Source organism: Desulfosporosinus hippei DSM 8344 (assembly GCF_900100785.1).
Classification (GTDB): domain Bacteria; phylum Bacillota; class Desulfitobacteriia; order Desulfitobacteriales; family Desulfitobacteriaceae; genus Desulfosporosinus; species Desulfosporosinus hippei.
Genome location: NZ_FNCP01000002.1, coordinates 26,542 through 45,616, shown reverse-complemented (window position 1 = coordinate 45,616; position 19,075 = coordinate 26,542). Strand labels below are relative to the sequence as shown.

Here is a 19,075-nt window from a genome sequence, read left to right as displayed (position 1 = left end):
GATTGCAGATTATCACTTTGCATCTAACAAGTCAATATTACTTACATATAGCCTCAATCAATGTTACCTATTTCAAAATCTTTTACTTTACAATAAGTACCGGGCATTCTGCTCGTGGAAGGACGCGCTGACTTACACTTCCTAACAGAGAACCTGTAATTGGACCGTAGCCATGGCTTCCCATAACCACCAAATCTGCCTCCAGTTTCTTAGCTTCTTCTAAGATCATTGTTGACGGATAGCCCTGTACCATTTTCTTCTTCACGGAAATATTTCCTACATCGATTCCTTGAAGGGTTGCTTCTAAGGCTTGTTCTCCCGCTTCATCAATTTGTTCTTGGGGAATCAGGATTCCGTAAGCAACGTTATTGCCCCAATAGGCCTCCCTGATATAGCTGACGAACAAAAGCTCAACTTCTGCATCATATTTTTGGGCAATTTCTAAAGCAGTTATTAAAGCCCGACGAGAATATTCTGAGGCATCCGTGGCTACTAATATCTTTTTAAACATCCACTCAGCTCCTAACAATAAATTTTTCTTCGTAGTTCCTATTATACTATATTACGCCATCTGATTCACTTGAATCCTAAATAATAACTACTCTTTAAAAACATAAGCTGAACCTCTGATTTTGGTTACGTATAATTTTAAGGAAACAGGCGTACTCTTTACATAGAACATTCGTTCTGTTAAAGTGTATTTATGAATGACTCAGATTCGCAAAAATCAATTTCTAATAGGCAAGGTGATATGTGTTGAGGATTTTAATGCAACCCATTGAGATGATTGCTTGGTTCAACCTAGAAGGAATCCCTAATCCAATTCGATATAAGATTGCTTCATCTGACGCCTCCAAGACAGTGGTTAAAATTGACCGAATCGTTACCCGCTCCGAGGAAAAGCTTGCCGGCAATCGCATGATTATTTTTCGCTGCCAAAGTGAAGTTAGCGGACAATTAAGGGTTTACGAACTCAAATATGAGCTAAATACATGTAAATGGTATTTATATAAAGCCTAGTTGCCCTTAATTCTTTGTTAACTCCACTACCTATGACAGTAATCTATCAAACACTTTTTTTAAAACTAACCCCTAAGTTCGATACCTTTTATCTGAACCCTGGCTATTATTAGTTACTATTCGAAAGACTTAGGCATTCTTTTTTTCCAAAAGCCACCCTTGAAATTTTTAGGTTCGTAAGAGACAACAAAGGCTTTAGGACAAAGTTTATCAAGAATGTCAATCAATTTACGTTCATTACTCCTCTTTGCCAGCACTTGCATCATAAGACGTTGTCCATCCTTGCCATCGGCTAACCAAGAAGTTACACCATAGCCATATTCTCTGAGCTTTGTAGGTATTTCTATTTCAACGCAATCCACTGTTACTTGAACAGTAACATAACCTAGGGCTAAATACTCTTCAATCCGACTTCCAGTATAGACTCCTAGACCGTAACCGATACAATAGGCTGCTAGATTCCAGTGATTATCAAGGTTTTGCAGAACTATTCCCAGCCCTGTCATATAAACGAAAACCTCAACTATAGAAAGAGCGGACGCTAAGCCTTTCTGCCCTTTAATTACGAAAATCGTCCGCAAAGTGTATAAGGATACGTAGACTACATTTATCCCAATAATAATTAAAATCAGTTCCATAATCTCCTCCATTTTCCGCTCAGTATTTATTCTCTCTTCCTTTTATTCTACCTTTTTAATACGGCATTGTCACGGATAGATCCGATTACTATTTTTCACAGCAAGACAATTATCACAATCATATTATAGTGGTACAATCAAAGCAAAAGACCCATGTTTGCCATGGATAAGTTAATGATATTCAGATAGGAGGCGATCTCATGATTCAAACGTATATACCCGGTCGTGGGAATATTAATCTGGAAATCCTAGTCTTAGACTATAATGGAACTTTAGCCTTAGATGGTAGAATGTTCGATTCTGTTAAAGAAAATCTTAAGCGCTTATCACCTTATCTAGAGATCCATATTATTACCTCAGACACCTTTGGTTCCGTCGTCCAACAATGTGAAGGGTTACCCGTACAGGTTAACGTATTAGAAAGCGCGGAACACATTAAAGAAAAGGGAGATTATGTTCTAAGATTTAGGCCTCGTGAAGTTGTGGCCATTGGAAACGGAGCCAATGATCAATTAATGCTTCAGCAAGCCCAATTAGGGATTGCGGTCATTGGCGGCGAAGGTGCCTCTGTACAGGCTCTTTTATCAGCTGATTTAGTTGTTAATGCCATAGAAGACGCCTTCGGTTTACTTCTGGAGACTAAACGTCTTAAGGCAACTTTTAGACTATAAATGCCAACCTGTCGTATCATATATACCCCTAATGTATATCCTCAAGATAAAGGCAGATCATATCAGTATCACACTCAAAGGAGGAGTCTCCATGGAATCTGATACTTATAAAGATACTCTGCCCTCCGTCGATCAGGATCTGACCTTACAAAGAATATCTCTAGGTATACATGGGGCACCAGAATTAAAACGCGACGAGAAAATGAACTACCTGGGAGAATTTCGCGAGCGGATTATTCGACGCCTAACCAAAAAACAAGTTGCTGAAAGAATTGTTTATACTGAAATAGTGGAAGCATTGAAACACGAAAAGAGCTCAAAAATGCTTATAAATGGCACTCTGAGCCCTCAATTAACTGATAAGTATACAAAATTAGCCCGTCAAGTTGATAAATCCTACACGATGATTTATGATCCACAACTTACCGGCAACACTGGATTAGTCGTGGTGAGTAACGAGGCTGTGGACATAAAAGATATTGACGTTCAACCGCAAGATCCGGGCTCTAAAGACTAACTTTCTAGACGAACTTAGGGACAAACACTTATCCCTCGTCCCCAAAGACAATCCCCACAAGACGGGGCATGGCCTAGACAATCCATGTCTGACCGGAGAACCATATCACACCCTTCAACCCACTTACAATCCGGACATGAAGCATATTCACTATGAAGAACATTATAACGATATCTCATGAATTCAAGAGAAGTCCAGATTTCAAGCAAGGATTTCTCTTGGAGAGATCCAAAACTATGAGCTTCAATCTGCTTATATCTCCCAAAAACATATTCAGGGTAGGAGTGCAAAAAACGATAACAGGAGGATACATGACCATCCCAACGCACGACGGCACTTTGAGTTTCTATGAATTTGCAGTACCGTTCAGTAGTTATCTCACTTTTCGGCAGGACCACCTCTACCCCTCTGGTCAAACCTGCTATTAAAGCTGCTTGAAAAAACTTATCTACCTCCGTGGACTTTGTAGGACCATAAAGAGTCTCTGAGATCATTTCTTCTCTCATAGGAATAACATGAGAAACAAAAATTCTGGTTACTCCTAATAGCCCGGCTTGTCGAACTGTTTCCACTAAAAAAGGGAGAGTATTCTTCATGACAACAAATTCCCATACTATCTCTGGCCCTCCCTGAGGTCTTTGCTCAGCAATATAACGTGTGCTCTCTAAAATCCCTTGAATATTTTGATGACGAATTGTATCAAATGTATCTACATCAGTTGTGTCAATAGACAAAACAATCCTTGCTACTTTATGAGAAACGAGAAAGTCAATCAATTCTGTGTCCAAGGTAGTTCCATTTGTGGTTACAGTCACTTCATACCGGGAAGAGAAAAGTTCTATTGCTTGACGAAAATTATAGGCAATTGTGGGTTCTCCAATTCCGCCAAGGATTACTTCTTTAAGATCCGGGAATTGAGTTGCCTCATCCGCAATTGAATTCAGCATTTCTTTAGACATGTCTCCCAAAGGTTCCTGCCACTTTTGACGATAACACATTTCACATGACAAATTACATCGGTTGGTCAATTCTAAGTAAAGACGTTCAATAGATGGTGTTGGATGAAAAACTAATTCAACAACATCTTTCATATTTGTCACCCTTCCTCTCCACTCTCAGACTTATTCTTATCTTCATCATAAATACCCTGTGGGATTAAATATCCAGCCCCTTCTTTCCCACTTTCTTCCACGAAGTAGCCTCTAGGGCAAATAGGTGTTCCATAAAAGCCTTTATAGCCTCTGAGGCCGTTTCTTGGTCTTTAGACCCGATTAAATAGAAAGAACGGGTTAATCGCTTTCCTTTAATTCTGATTGACTTCAATTCCTTGGCGTTCAACTCTTTTTTTACAATACAACGCGAGACTAAGGCGATTCCTAAACCTGCTGTTACAGCCTGTTTAACTGCTTGACCACTTCCAAAAACATAGGTTTTCCTAACCTCTATCCCCCATTCTTTAATAAGCTTATCACTGAACGCACGAGTTCCTGAACCACTTTCTCTAAGAATCCATACTTGGTCTTGGAGATGCTCTGAAGTAACTATAGGGAGCCTTGCCAAAGGATGTTGATTGGGTACTACTAAAATAATTTCATCCTCCATGATTGGACGAATCATAATATCTGAATTATTGACTTCTCCTTCGACAAGAGCAATGTCTAAATAATTTTCTTGCACTGCATGAATTATCTCTTGCGTATTAGCAATAGCAGTATCAATCTCTACTTTTGGATATCTGGCTGCAAATTCTGCCACTACAGAGGGTAGAATATATTCTCCAATGGTATAGCTCGCTCCAACCCTTAAATCCCCTGTAACCACATTCGATAACTGCTTGATTTCCTGTTTGGCCTTATCCTGCAAAAGCAATATTTGCTTTGCATATCCATAGTAGATTTCACCGGACTGCGTAAGGGTTAAATGCTTCGATGTATTATCTATAAGCTTTGAGCCTAATTCCTCTTCTAAACTTTGAATTTGAGAATTCACATCCGGGTGAGTTAAATAAAGTTCTTCAGCTGCAAGAGAGGAATGTTTGTTCTCAACTATAGTAACGAAAATTCTCAATGGATCAATAATCACGATTACACCCTCTTATTTTTAAAACTATTTAATTTAAACAAAACTTCTATTTTGTAGTTTTTGTATAATAATACTTCTTTTCTCAAAATTTCACAATGTCAGCCAACTTACACAGACTATTATCCTTGACGTTTGGAACTCTTCAGGCGTTAACTCCTTGTGGTTAACACTCAACCAATATATTATTATATATAAAGTTCTAGTTGATTCCCTTTACTGATCTAAATTTTTATTCGTTGATCCTAAATTTTGAGAATTAGAGGTTGAAAACAATGCAAACTGCCTTAGTCATTGCTGTGGGAGGGGCTCTCGGTGCCCTCTCCCGCTATAGTCTTGGAGTATGGATCTCCAACAAATGGAATAGCAGCTTTCCCCTGCACACCTTTCTTATAAATATCTCGGGAGCCTTTCTCCTAGGTTTCTTACATATATTATTTGTTGAACGACTTAATGTAAGTCCTTTCTGGCGTTTGGGAATTGGTGTTGGTTTTTTGGGGGCCTTTACCACTTTCTCCACATTTGGTTTTGAAGTAATTTCCTTACTTGAAGGCGGAAGTTTTATGACAGCCGGATTGTATGTCATACTCAGCATCATCGTCGGTTTTTCCGGAGTAGCTTTAGGAGTAAACCTAGCTCGTTTATTCTAAGCCCTTCTAGAACTACGAAAGCGGTTTTCTTGGCTGAATTCTCGTGTCTACCTGTCCGTCCGTGCTTAGCTTGCCTTCCTCAATAATTATTGCTCAGGAATAAATTGGAAGACCATCTTCTGTTGACACGAATTATTTTTTGTTTTATAGTAAGCTATATTCCAAGTAAGACAATTAAATATTGATTCTCTTATCAAGAGTGGCGGAGGGACTGGCCCTATGATGCCCGGCAACCGATAGCGTAAGCTATAAGGTGCTAATTCCAGCAGAACCTTAGGTTCTGAGAGATGAGAGTAGCGTGTAAATAATATACGACCGCTTCTCTTGAAGTGGTCGTTTCTATTTATTCAAGACAACTCAGTAAATTCTCTCTCACATTACTTCCAGACTGAATTATTCTCAGACAGAGAACCCGCTCCAGTATGCTCAGGCAGAAGAACCGCCTCGTGAAGTCTCTTACATCACCAATAATTAAGGAGGAGTTAGCATGACTGATAAACGACAACTGGGTATCGAAACAATTTCCTTACATGGAGGGCAAAGCCCTGATTCCGCGACAAATTCAAGGGCTGTTCCAATCTACCAGACATCTTCCTTTGTCTTCAATGACACTGATCATGCAGCCAATTTATTTGCTCTCAAAGAATCCGGCAATATTTACACTCGAATTACGAATCCTACCCAAGATGTTTTCGAACAACGCCTAGCTCTTCTGGAAGGAGGTATCGGCGCTCTGGCTACCGCTTCCGGCCAAGCTGCAATTACCTATGCTCTTTTAAATATTGTTCAAGCCGGAGACGAGATAGTTGCTTCAAGCTCTCTTTACGGCGGCACCTTCACCCTATTCAACTATACATTTGCTAAACTGGGCATCAAGGTTCATTTCGTAGATGTTGATAAACCGGAGGAATATCTCTCAAAAATCACGGCTAAAACTAAGGCCCTATATACTGAAACCATCGGGAATCCCCTTATCAACATTGCGGATCTGGAGATAATTTCCGATATTGCTCACCAGAACGGCATTCCCCTAATTGTTGACAATACCTTTGCCTCACCTTATTTATGTCGCCCCATCGAACACGGAGCAGACATTGTGGTTCATTCAGCAACAAAATTTATCGGGGGACACGGTACTTCAATCGGAGGTGTGATCATTGACTCCGGAAAATTCAATTGGAACAACGGGAAGTTCCCGGGGCTAAGCCAACCCGATCCCAGTTACCACGATATTGTCTTTACAGAAGCCTGTGGAAATGCCGCTTATATTACAAAGGCTAGAGTCTCCCTGCTTAGAGATACTGGAGCCTGCCTCTCTCCCTTTAACGCCTTCCTATTCTTGCAAGGATTAGAAACACTTCCCTTGCGTATGGAGCGTCATGTTGAAAACGCCCAAAAAGTAGCAGAATTCCTTGATCAACATGACTTAGTAACTTGGGTAAACTATCCTGGTCTGAAAAAAAGCCCTTACCATACACTCGCTGAAAAATATTTGCCTAAAGGGTCGGGATCAATCTTTACCTTCGGCATCAAAGGCGGGCTTAACGAAGGAAAAAAATTCATTAACAACCTTCAACTCTTCTCTCACTTAGCTAATATCGGGGATGCTAAATCCTTAGTCATTCATCCGGCAAGCACCACCCATCAACAGCTCAATGAAGAATCCCAACGCAGCGCAGGGGTCTCACCGGATATGATCAGACTGTCTATTGGAATCGAAACAATTGCTGACCTGTTGGATGATTTAGATCAGGCCTTGCTGGCAAGTCAGCGTCCCTAACACTTTGCCCATAGGAAAGTCCCAGCAACTTGGGCACGCAACTTAGAAACGATCCTTTTATTTACTAGAAGGTTTTGATCTTTTTCTAATATAAATTGCGCCAAGCGCTGATGGGATAGATATTAAGCTTTGAACTTCCCCATCGACCCTCGCGCCTGAAAGGAGTTATCCTATGCCTATCAAAATACCTGAGAATTTGCCGGCACTTAATATTTTACACCAAGAAAACATCTTCGTCATGGGAGAAGAACGCGCCTTTCACCAAGATATCCGTCCTTTGAAAATTGTAATTCTCAACCTTATGCCTCTTAAACAGGCTACTGAAATACAGCTATTAAGATTACTGGGCAATTCGCCTTTACAAGTAGACATTGTACTTTTGCATATCGAAAGCCATGTCTCTAAAAATACCGCCCAAGAGCATCTAGATTCATTCTATAAAAGTTTTAGTGAGATCCAAGCCCAAAAGTTTGACGGAATGATTATAACCGGAGCACCGGTGGAGCACTTAGACTTTGAGGAGGTAACTTACTGGGAAGAATTCCAAACTATTCTAGACTGGACAACAACTCATGTAACTTCAACAATTCACATTTGCTGGGCAGCTCAGGCCGGTCTATATCATCACTATGGAATTCCTAAGTACCCTCTTGCTGAGAAAATGTTCGGGATCTTCAGGCATAATGTCAACAAAAGCGGCTTAAACGGAATGCAGCTCCTCCGGGGTTTTGACGATGAATTTTACGTCCCCCACTCTCGTCATACAGAAGTTAGGCGCTCAGACCTTGAAACACACCCTGAATTAGAAATTTTATCCGAATCGAGTGAAGCAGGTCTTTACCTTGTTGTCTCCAAAGATGGACGGCAAGTATTTGTAACCGGGCACTCAGAGTACGATACCTTAACATTAAAGGAGGAGTACGACCGGGACATCGCCAAGGGATTATCTATAGCTCTGCCTAAAGCATATTTTCCCAAGGATGACCCCACCAAAACCCCTATTCATAACTGGCGTTCCCATACTAACTTGCTTTTTCAAAACTGGCTGAATTACTACGTCTATCAAGAGACCCCCTACGATTTAGGGGCACGTTAAACAACCTTAAAATTAATGCTCATCCTTTGCCACCTCTAAACTAAAACTCCTCGACATCGTTTTGACACGAAGTCGAGGAGTTTATTTTACCTTGCCGCTTGATTAGACCTTAACCCCAGACCTTCCCGCTTAGACATTATATGAGCTTCAATGTTATTGGCCACTTCTACAGGGTCATCTCCGAGAGCAACTTTTCCTCCGGTCAATCCCTCCACATCTTGGGTCAGTAATTGGACAAGTTGAGGCGCGCCGGTCACAAAGGGTGTTGGTGATAGATGAGTATAAGCCCCATAGGCTACTGCAAAAATCCCATCAATGGTCGCTTTCTGCTCCATCCATTCCGGGGCAGTGACCGCAATGGGTAATTGAGGTACATCAACATCCAGATGGTCTGCCAATGCTGTAACAAGCATGGAAATTCTCCCTGTATCCGTACATGTTCCAAAGCTTAGGACGGGAGGAATTTTTAAGGCACCGCAGATTTCGCTTAGACCGGCACCGGCCTGTTTAACAGCATCCATGTTGCAGAGCCCGGCGACTTCTAAAGCGTGATTTCCGCACCCTCCGGCAACCACCAGTATATCTCGCTTAATCAGTTCTTTAGCCAAATTGATTGTATTCCAATCCTGAGGGCCATTCCTTATAGTGGAACAACTAACCAAGGCCACAACACCTTTTATTTTACCCGCTGAGATTACATCCACAAGTGGATCAAGCTTATTGCCAAGGGCCTCCAAAACAGCTTCAGTGGAAAAACCGGCAATTGCCTTTTGAGTTATTTGAGGGACCTTTGGTGTAACCTTCCCTTTTCGCTTTTTAAAGTTTTCAATAGCAATCTCGATAAGTTGATCAACCATTGTATCCACTTGTTCCGGATGATATGGGATCTTATGTTGGAGCCCAGGGACACCGATAATTGTACTGACGCTGACCAGGGAAATTTGATATTTCTCAGCATACATATCTATAGCCGGCGGAGAACAGTTTTCATCCATAGCTAAGACATCCACTGTCCCCGTTGCCAAGAGAGGCTCAATCGTCAGCCAATTCCCCATCATGCCAACAAATACCTCATCCATGCCAAATCTTTGCACCAGCTCTTGTCCTGTTTCAATAGAACCCACCACTCTAAGGCCTTTCGCGCCGGCCGCTTTCGCTCTTGCTTGAATTTCCGGCATTTTAGCCTTTTGAATGGTTGCAACACCTGGCCAAGGCTGGTGCCCATTAAAGACAATATTGACATAGTCCGGATCCATAATTCCTAAATCAACATTAACCTCATGAGGTTTAGGGGTACCAAACAAGATATCTTGGGTCATTTCTAACCCGATCTGAGCATTATAAATGGTGGCCAAGCCTAAGCGCATTGCTTTAAGGGCCAAAGAAACATGATCCCCATCAACATTAGTCAAGCAGCTGGCGACTGAATTTTGTTCTTCATGGTTAACCCCAGCAGGATAGATATGTAGATCTTTCCATACTTTTTTGCGTTTTTTAGGAGCAAAGGCTTCAACCATCAGATTAGGTTCATCCGCTCCAATGCTCATTTGGGCATTAAGCAGCTCTGCTAATTGTATGGCCATCTGGTTAGTATCCTGATTTGTATTGAGTCCAAGTTTTTCACACATCCATTTAAGCTTATTAACATCTGTAACTTTAAAAGGCGTTTTTCCTTCTCCTGTCGCCCGTAAAGTTCTAAATGCCTCATAAGCATGATGGCTATAAGTTCCTGCTCCCATTATGTTTTGAAGAAGCAGTTTTCTCATAGCCATAGCGTCCGGGCCAATGCCACAGACCCCTTTATCCTGCCCACCTTTTTCACTAATGCGACACGGACCTTGAGAACATTGTTGACAGGTTAATCCTTGCAAGCAAAATTTACAACGAATTTTCTCCTGCTGTACCCATCGGTCAAAGACATTGGACATTCCATCCTCACGGATACGCGGCATCATCTCTTCTACTGAGTCATGGTAACTCAATCGGCCTTCAGTTTTCTCTTGGATAGTTTCTGTCATTTCCTATCTCCCTTCTAACATTACTGAAAAAATTTTGCCCATTAAATTCCCTATTTATGTACAGTTCTACTTGTTTGTATACCAGGGCAATGGGTTTAGGTGGGATTACCAGTCCATATTTTTTTATTAAATCTGCTCTAGATGTAATAGTAAGTATTTAAAAATGGAAAGATAAAAATACTATAAATTATTAATGGAGGGTTCCTAATGAACGAAGTTAATGATATAAAAACTAACCCCGATTATTTAAAAGCCAAGAATATTGTTTATTATATCTTAGGTGTCTTGGAAGTTTTATTTGCCTTCCGTCTGGTTTTTAAACTTCTGGGAGCAAATCCCAAAAGCCCCTTTGTTTCCTTTATATATTCAGTATCCCAAGCCTTCTTAGTTCCCTTTAATGGTATTTTCCCACCTGCTGTTACTAAAGGTATTGAAACTCAATCAATCTTAGAGCCAACCACCATTATTGCCATGATTGTTTACGCAATTATTGCTTGGGGAATTGTAAAGTTAATTGAGATCAGCAAATCATCCTCAAAACCCGATCTTCATTAATATAACCTGTAGATTGGTTTCGTATCTCCTCTCCTAATGGAATTTGCTTTTTAACGACTATTCAGGCATGAGAATTACCATCCCTCCTAACGGAAACCCTTTTAGGTGGGGTGGTTTTTTTCTTTTATTCCCCTAACCTCCAATAAGGCAAACTCCATCAAATAAGCGTCACAGCATTAAAATCTCTTGATTACTCCTATTACGAGTGATACACTTTAAAATAATTGTTGCAACAATATTTTATTTAGACAAATATTGTTGCAACAATATTAATTGAGGAGGAATTCACATTTTCGAAGAGAATTTAGGATTTATTATCGGCAAAACTAACTCAAAAATGAAGAATAACCTTGCTAAAGCATTAAAACCCTATAATGTTACACACGAGCAATGGCCATTACTAAAATGGTTGTGGGTAGAGGATGGCATTTCTCAAAGGGAATTAGCTGAGCGAAGTTATAAGGATCAACCTACGATCACTAGAATTCTCGATAAACTGGAGCAACGCGGTTTGATTCGTCGCCAAGCTGATTCCGGGGACAGACGAGTTTCTCTAATTTACCTGACAAAAGAAGGCCAAGAAATTGAGGCCTCTCTCAAACCTCTGGCTCGTGAAGCCCTGGAACACGCCTTACGTGGACTATCAGAAGAGGAAAGGTCTCAACTTACCAATTTAATGAACAGAATTAGTGCTAATATCGATTAGGGGGATAACCATGTTTGACAATATCAAGAATTCGCCGAATTATCGTTGGTATGTCTTGGCGACAGTCGCTGTAGGAACCTTTATGGCAACCTTAGACGGAAGCATCGTAAATGTAGCCTTACCCACAATTTCTCATCAACTGAACTCCAATCTTTCTACCTTACAATGGGTAGTTACCGCCTACCTTCTAACCATTACCAGCTTACTGCCGGTCTTCGGGCGTCTTGCCGATTTGATGGGACGCAAAAAGGTCTTCGGCTATGGCTTTTTAGTTTTTATTCTTGGATCCGCCCTCTGTGGATTGGCTCAAAACATCTGGTTTTTGGTAGCTACTCGAGTGGTACAAGCCCTAGGCGCCGCAATGCTTATGTCAAACAGCCCAGCTATTATCACCGCAATATTTCCCCCAAAGGAGCGAGGAAAGGCCTTAGGTCTGACGGGAACCGTTGTGGCTCTGGGTTCTCTGACAGGACCTGCCTTGGGCGGTATACTTATTAAATTAGCGGGCTGGCGCTCCATTTTTTACATTAATGTCCCGATAGGACTTCTTGGTTTCGCTGCTGTACTCCTAGTTCTTCCCAAAGACGTACCTAATAAAGAAAAAGAACCCTTTGATTATCTCGGTGCTTTATCCTTTACCCTTGGAATGATCTTTCTGCTTCTCGGAATTACCAATGGAGAAGATTGGGGTTGGTCAAGTATACCGGTACTCATGAGCATTATTATTGGAATCATACTATTAATCTTATTCATTCTAACTGAGCGCAAAGTGACCCATCCCATGATTAATTTATCTCTATTTCGCAATCGTCCCTTCCTGATCGGTAACCTGGCAGGTGGGTTATCCTTTATCGCTATGTTTGCTAACAATATGATTTTGCCTTTTTACCTACAAGGTGTTTTAAACTACGATCCGGCTCAAGCAGGTATGCTCTTAATGATCTTTCCCATCACAATGGCCATCGCAGCGCCAATAAGCGGTAATGCCTCAGATAAATTCGGCCCTGTATTCTTGACCACAACGGGTTTGACTATCACTGGTGTGGGCCTGCTCTATTTCTCTACCCTTTCAGCATCAGCTAGCTTCTATCATATAATTCCAGGTGCCATACTTACCGGGTTAGGAGCGGGAATGTTCCAATCTCCCAACAATAGCAGCGTTATGAGTTCAGTTCCTCCTCAAAAGCTTGGAGTTGCCGGAGGAATTAACAGTTTAGTTCGCAATTTAGGTATGGTCATTGGCATTGCTTGGTCTGTATCCTTATTTGATGCCTTAGGCGGTGTCGCTACACCAAATCCTTCTCAAATAGACGCTTTCATGTCTGCTTACCATTATGTTATGTTAGTAGCTATGGCTATTGCCCTTACAGCTGCTGTAATATCCTTTAATCGCAAGAGTTACGCTAAAGCTCAGTAAATAGTTGGGAGGTCACAACGAACATTTCAGTTCAATGCGACCTCCCTTTGATTTTTCTACGTATTTTTAATTGTCATTAAAAGGTATCTAAAAACAAATATCCTCTTGCTAGTTAATATAATAAAAAATTAGTCCGGCAACTTGGAAAGAGCTTTTTTGTTGCAAACAATTACTAAAACATCTTTTTCTTCCACCACCGCATTGGCCCCTGGAGCAATCACAATTTCCTCTTTACTTTTTTTGATGGCCATCACATTAATCTTATAGACAGCTCTTAAGTTTAATTTTCCGAGAGTTTGATTCACAAATTTTGAGGGGGCAATTATTTCAAAAATGCTGTAGTCTAAGGATAACTCAATAAAATCCATGACATTTGTTCGTATAAAATTGTTGGCCAAGCGAATCCCCATATCTTGTTCCGGATAAACAATTTTATCTGCCCCAATTTTCTCTAACACCTTGCCATGTTGTACTGACTGAGCCTTAGCCACGACATAGGGTATACCCATTTCTTTGAGCATCAGGGTAATTAGAATATTTGCCTCCAGATCATCGCCGATTGCAACAACCCCAACATCTAAATTTCGCACCCCTAATCCTCTAAGGGTGTCCTCCTCTCGAGCATCGGCCTGGACTGCTTGGGTCACATCCTGCATGACAGACTGAACGGCCTGCTCGTTCTTATCTAAGGCAAGAACCTCATGCCCTAAAGAAGTAAGAGTTTTAGCAACACTGGTTCCGAATCTCCCTAAGCCAATAACTACAAATTGTTTGCGCAAAATCTTTCTCCTCCTACCCAATCAAAATCCGTTCATCCGGGTACTTAATATGTCCGGTCTGTTGGTTCTTTTTCTGGGAAAGTACAAATGCCAAGGTTAAGGGCCCAACCCGGCCTATAAACATGGTTAAAATAATTGCCCCTTTGCCGACAGAGGAAAGAGTGGGGGTAATACCCAAGGATAGACCCACAGTTCCAAAGGCAGACGTCACCTCAAAAAGGACGGTTAGCAAATCTGAGTTCTCCGTGTAGGATAGAATTGATAAGATTAAGAAAACCAGAATTACTGCCGTAGTCGTAATTGCCCAAGCCTTTTGGATGACATCTCTAGGCAAAGTCCGCCCCTCTAAAACTACATGAGGATCACTGCGATAGGTGCTTAATACCGATAAAACAATGGAAATAAAGGTCGTTGTTTTAATTCCACCCCCTGTACCCCCCGGAGAAGCTCCGATAAACATGAGTACAATCACAGAGAGCAAGGTTGTGTCATGCATACCTGCCAGATTGATGGTGTTAAAGCCCGCCGTCCGAGGAGAGACGGATTGAAAGAAAGCTGCCAGTACCTTTGTCCCTAAAGGAAGCGGCCCTAAAGTCATAGGATTTGAGTACTCCATGATAAAAATAAACACTGCCCCCAATAAAATCAGCGCCCCAGAAACCTGGAGGACAATTTTTGTATGAAGTCTAAACCTTTTCCGATGTTGCAGTATTTCTGCCATAACAATAAAACCCAAACCTCCGCAAATTATCAAAAGCATGACGGTAATATTAACGATGGGGTCGCCAACAAAAGCTGTTAGGCTAGAAAAATTACCAAAAAGATCGATACCCGCGTTATTAAACGCAGAAATTGAATGGAACACACCATAATATAATGCTTTACTCCAACCATAATCCGAATGCCACCGTAAGGTTAGAATGACTGCGCCAATAGCCTCAATTGCAAAGGAAATCTGCAAGATAGACTTAGTTAAGCGCACGATCCCTTCGACGGAAAACTGGTTTAAGGCCTCCTGCAATAACAATCGTTCCTTAAGAGTAATTCTTTTTCCCAAAATCATAGCAAACAAAGTTGCAAAGGTCATAAATCCCAGCCCACCCACTTGAATCAGGAAAAGGATGATCCATTGCCCAAAAATCGAAAATGTCGTCCCCGTATCCACAACTACTAATCCTGTAACACAAACGGCCGAAGTCGCTGTAAACGCTGCATTTAAAAAAGGCAAGCCCAATCCATCCTGAGTTGCTTGTGGCAAAGTCAGCAATAAGGCCCCAAACAGAATTAGAAGAGCAAATCCAAAGACTAAAACTCTAGACGGTGACATGAATTTCCCCAAAGCGTTCAATTCTTTTTCCCTCCAAGTGTGTCTGTATTACAACAAACGATATCCTACCCCTGATTCAGTGATAATATGCTGTGGACGGGATGGATCACGTTCCAACTTTCTCCTAATCTGGCCAATATAAACCCGTAAATACTGTACTTCCTTCTCATAGGAGGGGCCCCATACCGTGCGCAGTAGATAGCTGTGGGTTAATACCTTTCCAGCATTAATCGCCAAATTCTTAACAATTTCATATTCTGTCAAGGTAAGCTTGATCTCTTGATCATCTCTGGTGACCCGTCGATGCAAAAAATCGATGGACAAGTCGGCAAAATGCAAAACCGGCTGTTCCTCTACTCCTTTGCTATGACGCATTGCCGCTCGAATTCGAGCCAGTAATTCACCCATGCCAAAGGGTTTCGTCACATAATCATCTGCCCCAACATCCAGAGCCTTAATCTTATCATTCTCTTGTTCATTGACCGATAGAATGATAATAGGTACTTTTGTCCATTCTCGCAGTATCCGCACTACCTCTATCCCATCAAGATCAGGCAACCCTAAATCTAGAACTACTAAGTCCGGGCTGAAAATAGCAACTTCCTCAAGACCCTCTTTACCCGTCTTGGCATCTTTTACCACATAACCATGACTCGTTAAGGCCACCCTTAAAAATTTCCTTATTTGGGTTTCGTCATCAATAATCAAAATCCGCTGACCTTTGTTTTCCATCTTACTCCCCTTCATCCATCTCGGGTACGATCCCCAAAAATTGGTCGGTTAATGGCAAAGTAAAGGTAATTGTCACCCCGCCGAGTTTATTGTTTTCGGCCCAAATGTTTCCACCATGTGCTTCGATGAATCCTTTACAAATGGCCAGTCCAAGCCCAGTTCCACTTACTTGCAGAGGGGAACTGAGCCGATAAAACTTATCAAAAACCTTGCTCAAATCTGTCTCAGGAATATTTTGGCCCCGGTTAGAGACCACAATTTCCAGATGATTTTCTTGTTGCCGGATCGATACCTTAATTTTACTTGCTGCTTCAGAGTACTTAAGAGCATTATCCAGCAGGTTGACCAACACCTGCTCGATCAAGATTCCATCTGCCTGCACTAAGGGCAGATTTTCCTGGATATTAATGTCCAGAGGTCGTCGAGTTAAGGTGTCTCCCAATCTCTTAATTGCCACTCCGACAATATCTTGAAGATCACACCAATCTTTCTTTAAGCGCAGCATCCCACTTTCTAACCGTGCCATATCTAACAAGTTACTAATAAAACGATTCATTCGTTCAGCTCCATGAAGAATGGTTTTTAGCAACTCTTTGCGTACCTCGGGGCTATAGACGAGATTTTGATCTTCTAACAACCCAGTGACTCCTCCGATAATAGAAGCCAGAGGTGTGCGCAAATCATGAGAAAGGGAATTAAAAAGTGCCGTGCGTAACCGTTCAGATTCAACTAAGGAAAGCGATTCTCTAGCTTGCTCCGCCAATTTGACTCGATTAATGGCCATAGCAGCTAATCCTGTAAAGGCTTCTAATAAGCGAAATCTTTCAGGATCTAAATTCGCCTTTCGGTCAATGCTATATATTCCCAGAACTCCTTGCATTCCCTGCTCTGTGCGCAGTGGCAGGTATAAGGCCTTAGCAGTTCCCAAAGTCTCTGTTCCGCTGCCTGCTTTTAGTCCCCTTTCATAGACCCAAGTAGCAACTGAAAGTTCCTGCCGATCTAAGAAATTATCAGATCCGGAATTTTTTCTTAAGGTAAGTTGGGCCTGTTCATTAGGCAAAAGCAACATTACTTGTCCCTCTAGGGTTTTGGAGACATTACTGACGATACTGTCTAAGACGGCATCTAGGTCGTCGACAGCTGCTATATCTCGGCTTAGAGAATAAAGTGCAGAAATGCTGTTCTGCCTTTGCCGGGAATAGTTCACTTGCTTTTTTAAGCGGTCTGATAGAGTTCCCGTAATCACACCTACCCACAGGAAAATAGCAAAGCTGATGAGATAACGAAGGTCTGCCACCGTAAACTTAAAAATTGGAGGGACAAAGAAGAGATCAAAGGCAATCGTTCCCATTAACGCCGTTGCAATGGCTGGCAGAGTCCCCCAGCGAGCAGCACTGATTAGAATAGGAAGTACGTATGCTAAGGAAATATTAACCAGTCCCAAAAAAGGAGTTAGTACCATAAAAAATAAGGTCATGACAGTAATCATCAGGCCTGAGACCAAATAAGGAATGGTCTGTGGAAAAACCCTCTGCTGGGTCTTAGCTCCAGTATCTTCATTTTTCTTCAATCTATGAATTTGCGACAGGCCTACTTCTTGCTTATTCCCAGGGATAACATGGATACTAATTCCTTGACTTTGTCGAATTACCTTGTCCACGACGGATCCATGCAGGATCTCCCAGAAACGGGTATGCTCGGGCTTGCCAATAATTATCTGGGATACATTACGTTTTTTGGCTGCTTCTAAAATTGCCTCAGCAACACTGTTCCCGGTTAGACCAATAATTTCCGCACCTAATTCCTCCGCTAAACGGAGATTTTTAGCCATAGAATCTTTTTCCGCCTCACTACTGGGCAAGCGGCGCAGAGTTTCCACATGGACGGCCAATAACTCCCCTTGTACCTTCTCTGTCATTCTTTTGGCTATCCGAATTAACTGCGCTGAAAAGGGACTGGCGCTTATGCAGACCAAAATCTTCTCCCCCGTCGGCCAGGGTACGGCGATCCCGTGGACTCTCCGATATGATTCCAGCTGACGATCTACGCGTTGCGCAGTATAGCGGAGAGCTAATTCTCTCAAAGCGTTAATATTGCCCATCCGAAAGAAATTTTTAAAGCCCTCTGTTTCCTGATCGGGAACATGCACCTTGCCATCTTTTAGCCTTTGAATTAACTCCTCAGGGGGAATATCGATCAACTGAATTTGGGAGGCTATCTCTAGCATCTGATCAGGGACTGTCTCTCCTACAGTTACGCCAGTAATTTGGGCTACGATATCATTCAAGGTTTCTAAGTCCTGAATATTCATTGTGGTATATACATTGATGCCTTCTGACAATAATTCTTTGACATCCATATAACGTTTTCTATGCCGTGATCCCTCTGCGTTCGTATGAGCCAATTCATCAATCAAGACAAGTTGTGGATGCCTTGTCAAGACAGCATCCAGATCCATTTCTCGAGAAATCTTACCCCTATAGTTCAGATATCTTGTAGGAATGACCGTTAATTTCTGAACCATTGCCTCAGTATCTGTTCTACTGTGAGTCTCGACGAAACCCACAACGACATCTATACCTTCTGACAACCTTCCTATAGCCGCTTCTAACATGGCATAAGTTTTTCCAACCCCGTAAGCTGCTCCTAAGAATATTGTAAGTTTTCCCTTTGGCATCCTTATCACCCTCATTATTTACGGTCTACATCATTATTGTCTGACAAACTCAAACAAACATACTAAATGCAGCCTTAATTATAGTGCTTTTGTACATATAAATGATGTAAAAATTTAAGTAAAGAGCATAAAGAAAAAATAAAGATTGTATCCTATTTGATAATATAGAAAAATACTGCGGACAGCAATTCCGACTCTTGTAAAAATTGAGACTTAACCTCTAATTTTTTTAATCGGATCGATTAAAATGGGGCGGTAAAGAGCTTGAAAAACAAGCTTTTTACCGCCCCACTATCTTTATTAAGCACAGACAAATTTTAATACTCAATTCCCACTCGCGCCATTATGCCCTTTTCCACCGATTAGTTAAGAGGCTAAACGCTGAAAAATATTGCTCAGCACAAAGAAATACC

18 protein-coding genes and 1 riboswitch are annotated in these 19,075 nt (G+C 41.5%); of the genes, 9 read left to right on the top strand and 9 right to left on the bottom strand.

Translation table 11 applies throughout. From position 1 onward, the window contains the following. Window positions 1-82: 82 nt before the first annotated feature. A complete protein-coding gene (locus tag BLS16_RS02080) occupies window positions 83-511 on the bottom strand; it encodes a universal stress protein (RefSeq protein ID WP_092329250.1) in 429 nt (142 codons plus the stop codon). A gap of 257 nt (window positions 512-768) precedes the next feature. On the opposite strand from BLS16_RS02080, the gene BLS16_RS02075 reads away from it, so the two are divergent. After that, complete coding sequence (locus BLS16_RS02075) at window positions 769-1,020, top strand: hypothetical protein (protein ID WP_242876160.1); 252 nt, start codon at window positions 769-771, stop codon at window positions 1,018-1,020. A gap of 116 nt (window positions 1,021-1,136) precedes the next feature. On the opposite strand, the gene BLS16_RS02070 is transcribed toward BLS16_RS02075, so the two are convergent. Then, window positions 1,137-1,670, bottom strand: coding sequence for a DUF2179 domain-containing protein (locus tag BLS16_RS02070; RefSeq protein ID WP_207649715.1), 534 nt, complete (start codon window positions 1,668-1,670; stop codon window positions 1,137-1,139). Window positions 1,671-1,858: 188 nt separating this feature from the next. Between BLS16_RS02070 and BLS16_RS02065 the strand changes: the two genes are divergently transcribed. Both BLS16_RS02065 and BLS16_RS02060 read left to right on the top strand, forming a co-directional pair. Continuing rightward, a complete protein-coding gene (locus tag BLS16_RS02065; protein ID WP_092329246.1) occupies window positions 1,859-2,329 on the top strand; it encodes an HAD family hydrolase in 471 nt (156 codons plus the stop codon). Between the two features lie 91 nt (window positions 2,330-2,420). Next, window positions 2,421-2,846 carry a YueI family protein gene (locus tag BLS16_RS02060; RefSeq protein ID WP_092329243.1) on the top strand — a complete coding sequence of 142 codons (426 nt, stop codon included), beginning with the start codon at window positions 2,421-2,423 and terminating at the stop codon, window positions 2,844-2,846. Between the two features lie 14 nt (window positions 2,847-2,860). Here the strand turns inward: BLS16_RS02060 and BLS16_RS02055 are convergent, their stop codons facing one another. Both BLS16_RS02055 and BLS16_RS02050 read right to left on the bottom strand, forming a co-directional pair. Then, window positions 2,861-3,937 (bottom strand): radical SAM/SPASM domain-containing protein, encoded by a 1,077-nt coding sequence (locus BLS16_RS02055; RefSeq protein WP_092329241.1) that lies wholly within the window; start codon window positions 3,935-3,937, stop codon window positions 2,861-2,863. A 64-nt stretch (window positions 3,938-4,001) separates the two neighbouring features. Further along, the gene (locus BLS16_RS02050) at window positions 4,002-4,928 is read right to left on the bottom strand and encodes a LysR family transcriptional regulator (RefSeq protein ID WP_092329239.1); all 927 of its coding nucleotides are present in this window, start codon (window positions 4,926-4,928) and stop codon (window positions 4,002-4,004) included. Between the two features lie 272 nt (window positions 4,929-5,200). Here BLS16_RS02050 and crcB point away from each other — a divergent pair, with 272 nt between their 5' ends. From crcB to metA, 3 genes are all read left to right on the top strand, one after another. Next, complete coding sequence (gene crcB, locus BLS16_RS02045; RefSeq protein WP_092329236.1) at window positions 5,201-5,575, top strand: fluoride efflux transporter CrcB; 375 nt, start codon at window positions 5,201-5,203, stop codon at window positions 5,573-5,575. A gap of 187 nt (window positions 5,576-5,762) precedes the next feature. Continuing rightward, window positions 5,763-5,869: riboswitch (SAM riboswitch) on the top strand. A gap of 193 nt (window positions 5,870-6,062) precedes the next feature. Continuing rightward, the gene (locus tag BLS16_RS02040; protein ID WP_092329234.1) at window positions 6,063-7,355 is read left to right on the top strand and encodes a homocysteine synthase; all 1,293 of its coding nucleotides are present in this window, start codon (window positions 6,063-6,065) and stop codon (window positions 7,353-7,355) included. A gap of 172 nt (window positions 7,356-7,527) precedes the next feature. After that, window positions 7,528-8,451 (top strand): homoserine O-acetyltransferase MetA, encoded by a 924-nt coding sequence (metA, locus tag BLS16_RS02035; RefSeq protein ID WP_092329231.1) that lies wholly within the window; start codon window positions 7,528-7,530, stop codon window positions 8,449-8,451. A gap of 86 nt (window positions 8,452-8,537) precedes the next feature. On the opposite strand, the gene cooS is transcribed toward metA, so the two are convergent. Next, window positions 8,538-10,469 (bottom strand): anaerobic carbon-monoxide dehydrogenase catalytic subunit, encoded by a 1,932-nt coding sequence (gene cooS, locus BLS16_RS02030; RefSeq protein ID WP_092329229.1) that lies wholly within the window; start codon window positions 10,467-10,469, stop codon window positions 8,538-8,540. A 207-nt stretch (window positions 10,470-10,676) separates the two neighbouring features. Here cooS and BLS16_RS02025 point away from each other — a divergent pair, with 207 nt between their 5' ends. The 3 genes from BLS16_RS02025 (at window position 10,677) to BLS16_RS02015 (ending at window position 13,147) form a co-directional block, all read left to right on the top strand. Continuing rightward, window positions 10,677-11,024: a YggT family protein gene (locus BLS16_RS02025; RefSeq protein WP_092329226.1), complete on the top strand. Its 348-nt coding sequence runs from the start codon at window positions 10,677-10,679 to the stop codon at window positions 11,022-11,024. 337 nt (window positions 11,025-11,361) lie between these two features. After that, window positions 11,362-11,730, top strand: coding sequence for a MarR family winged helix-turn-helix transcriptional regulator (locus BLS16_RS02020; protein WP_242876159.1), 369 nt, complete (start codon window positions 11,362-11,364; stop codon window positions 11,728-11,730). Between the two features lie 10 nt (window positions 11,731-11,740). Beyond that, entirely contained in the window at window positions 11,741-13,147 is a 1,407-nt protein-coding gene (locus BLS16_RS02015) for an MFS transporter (RefSeq protein ID WP_092329221.1), read from the top strand. Between the two features lie 128 nt (window positions 13,148-13,275). On the opposite strand, the gene BLS16_RS02010 is transcribed toward BLS16_RS02015, so the two are convergent. Genes BLS16_RS02010 through BLS16_RS01995 form a run of 4 tightly spaced genes read right to left on the bottom strand, consistent with a single transcriptional unit; the run spans window position 13,276 to window position 18,662 of the window. Continuing rightward, window positions 13,276-13,926: a potassium channel family protein gene (locus BLS16_RS02010; RefSeq protein ID WP_092329219.1), complete on the bottom strand. Its 651-nt coding sequence runs from the start codon at window positions 13,924-13,926 to the stop codon at window positions 13,276-13,278. A gap of 13 nt (window positions 13,927-13,939) precedes the next feature. Further along, window positions 13,940-15,253, bottom strand: a complete 1,314-nt coding sequence (locus BLS16_RS02005; protein WP_092329897.1) for a TrkH family potassium uptake protein — start codon at window positions 15,251-15,253, stop codon at window positions 13,940-13,942. A 48-nt stretch (window positions 15,254-15,301) separates the two neighbouring features. Continuing rightward, window positions 15,302-15,985: a response regulator gene (locus BLS16_RS02000; protein WP_092329216.1), complete on the bottom strand. Its 684-nt coding sequence runs from the start codon at window positions 15,983-15,985 to the stop codon at window positions 15,302-15,304. Between the two features lies 1 nt (window position 15,986). Then, a complete protein-coding gene (locus tag BLS16_RS01995; protein ID WP_092329214.1) occupies window positions 15,987-18,662 on the bottom strand; it encodes a sensor histidine kinase in 2,676 nt (891 codons plus the stop codon). Window positions 18,663-19,075 lie beyond the last annotated feature (413 nt).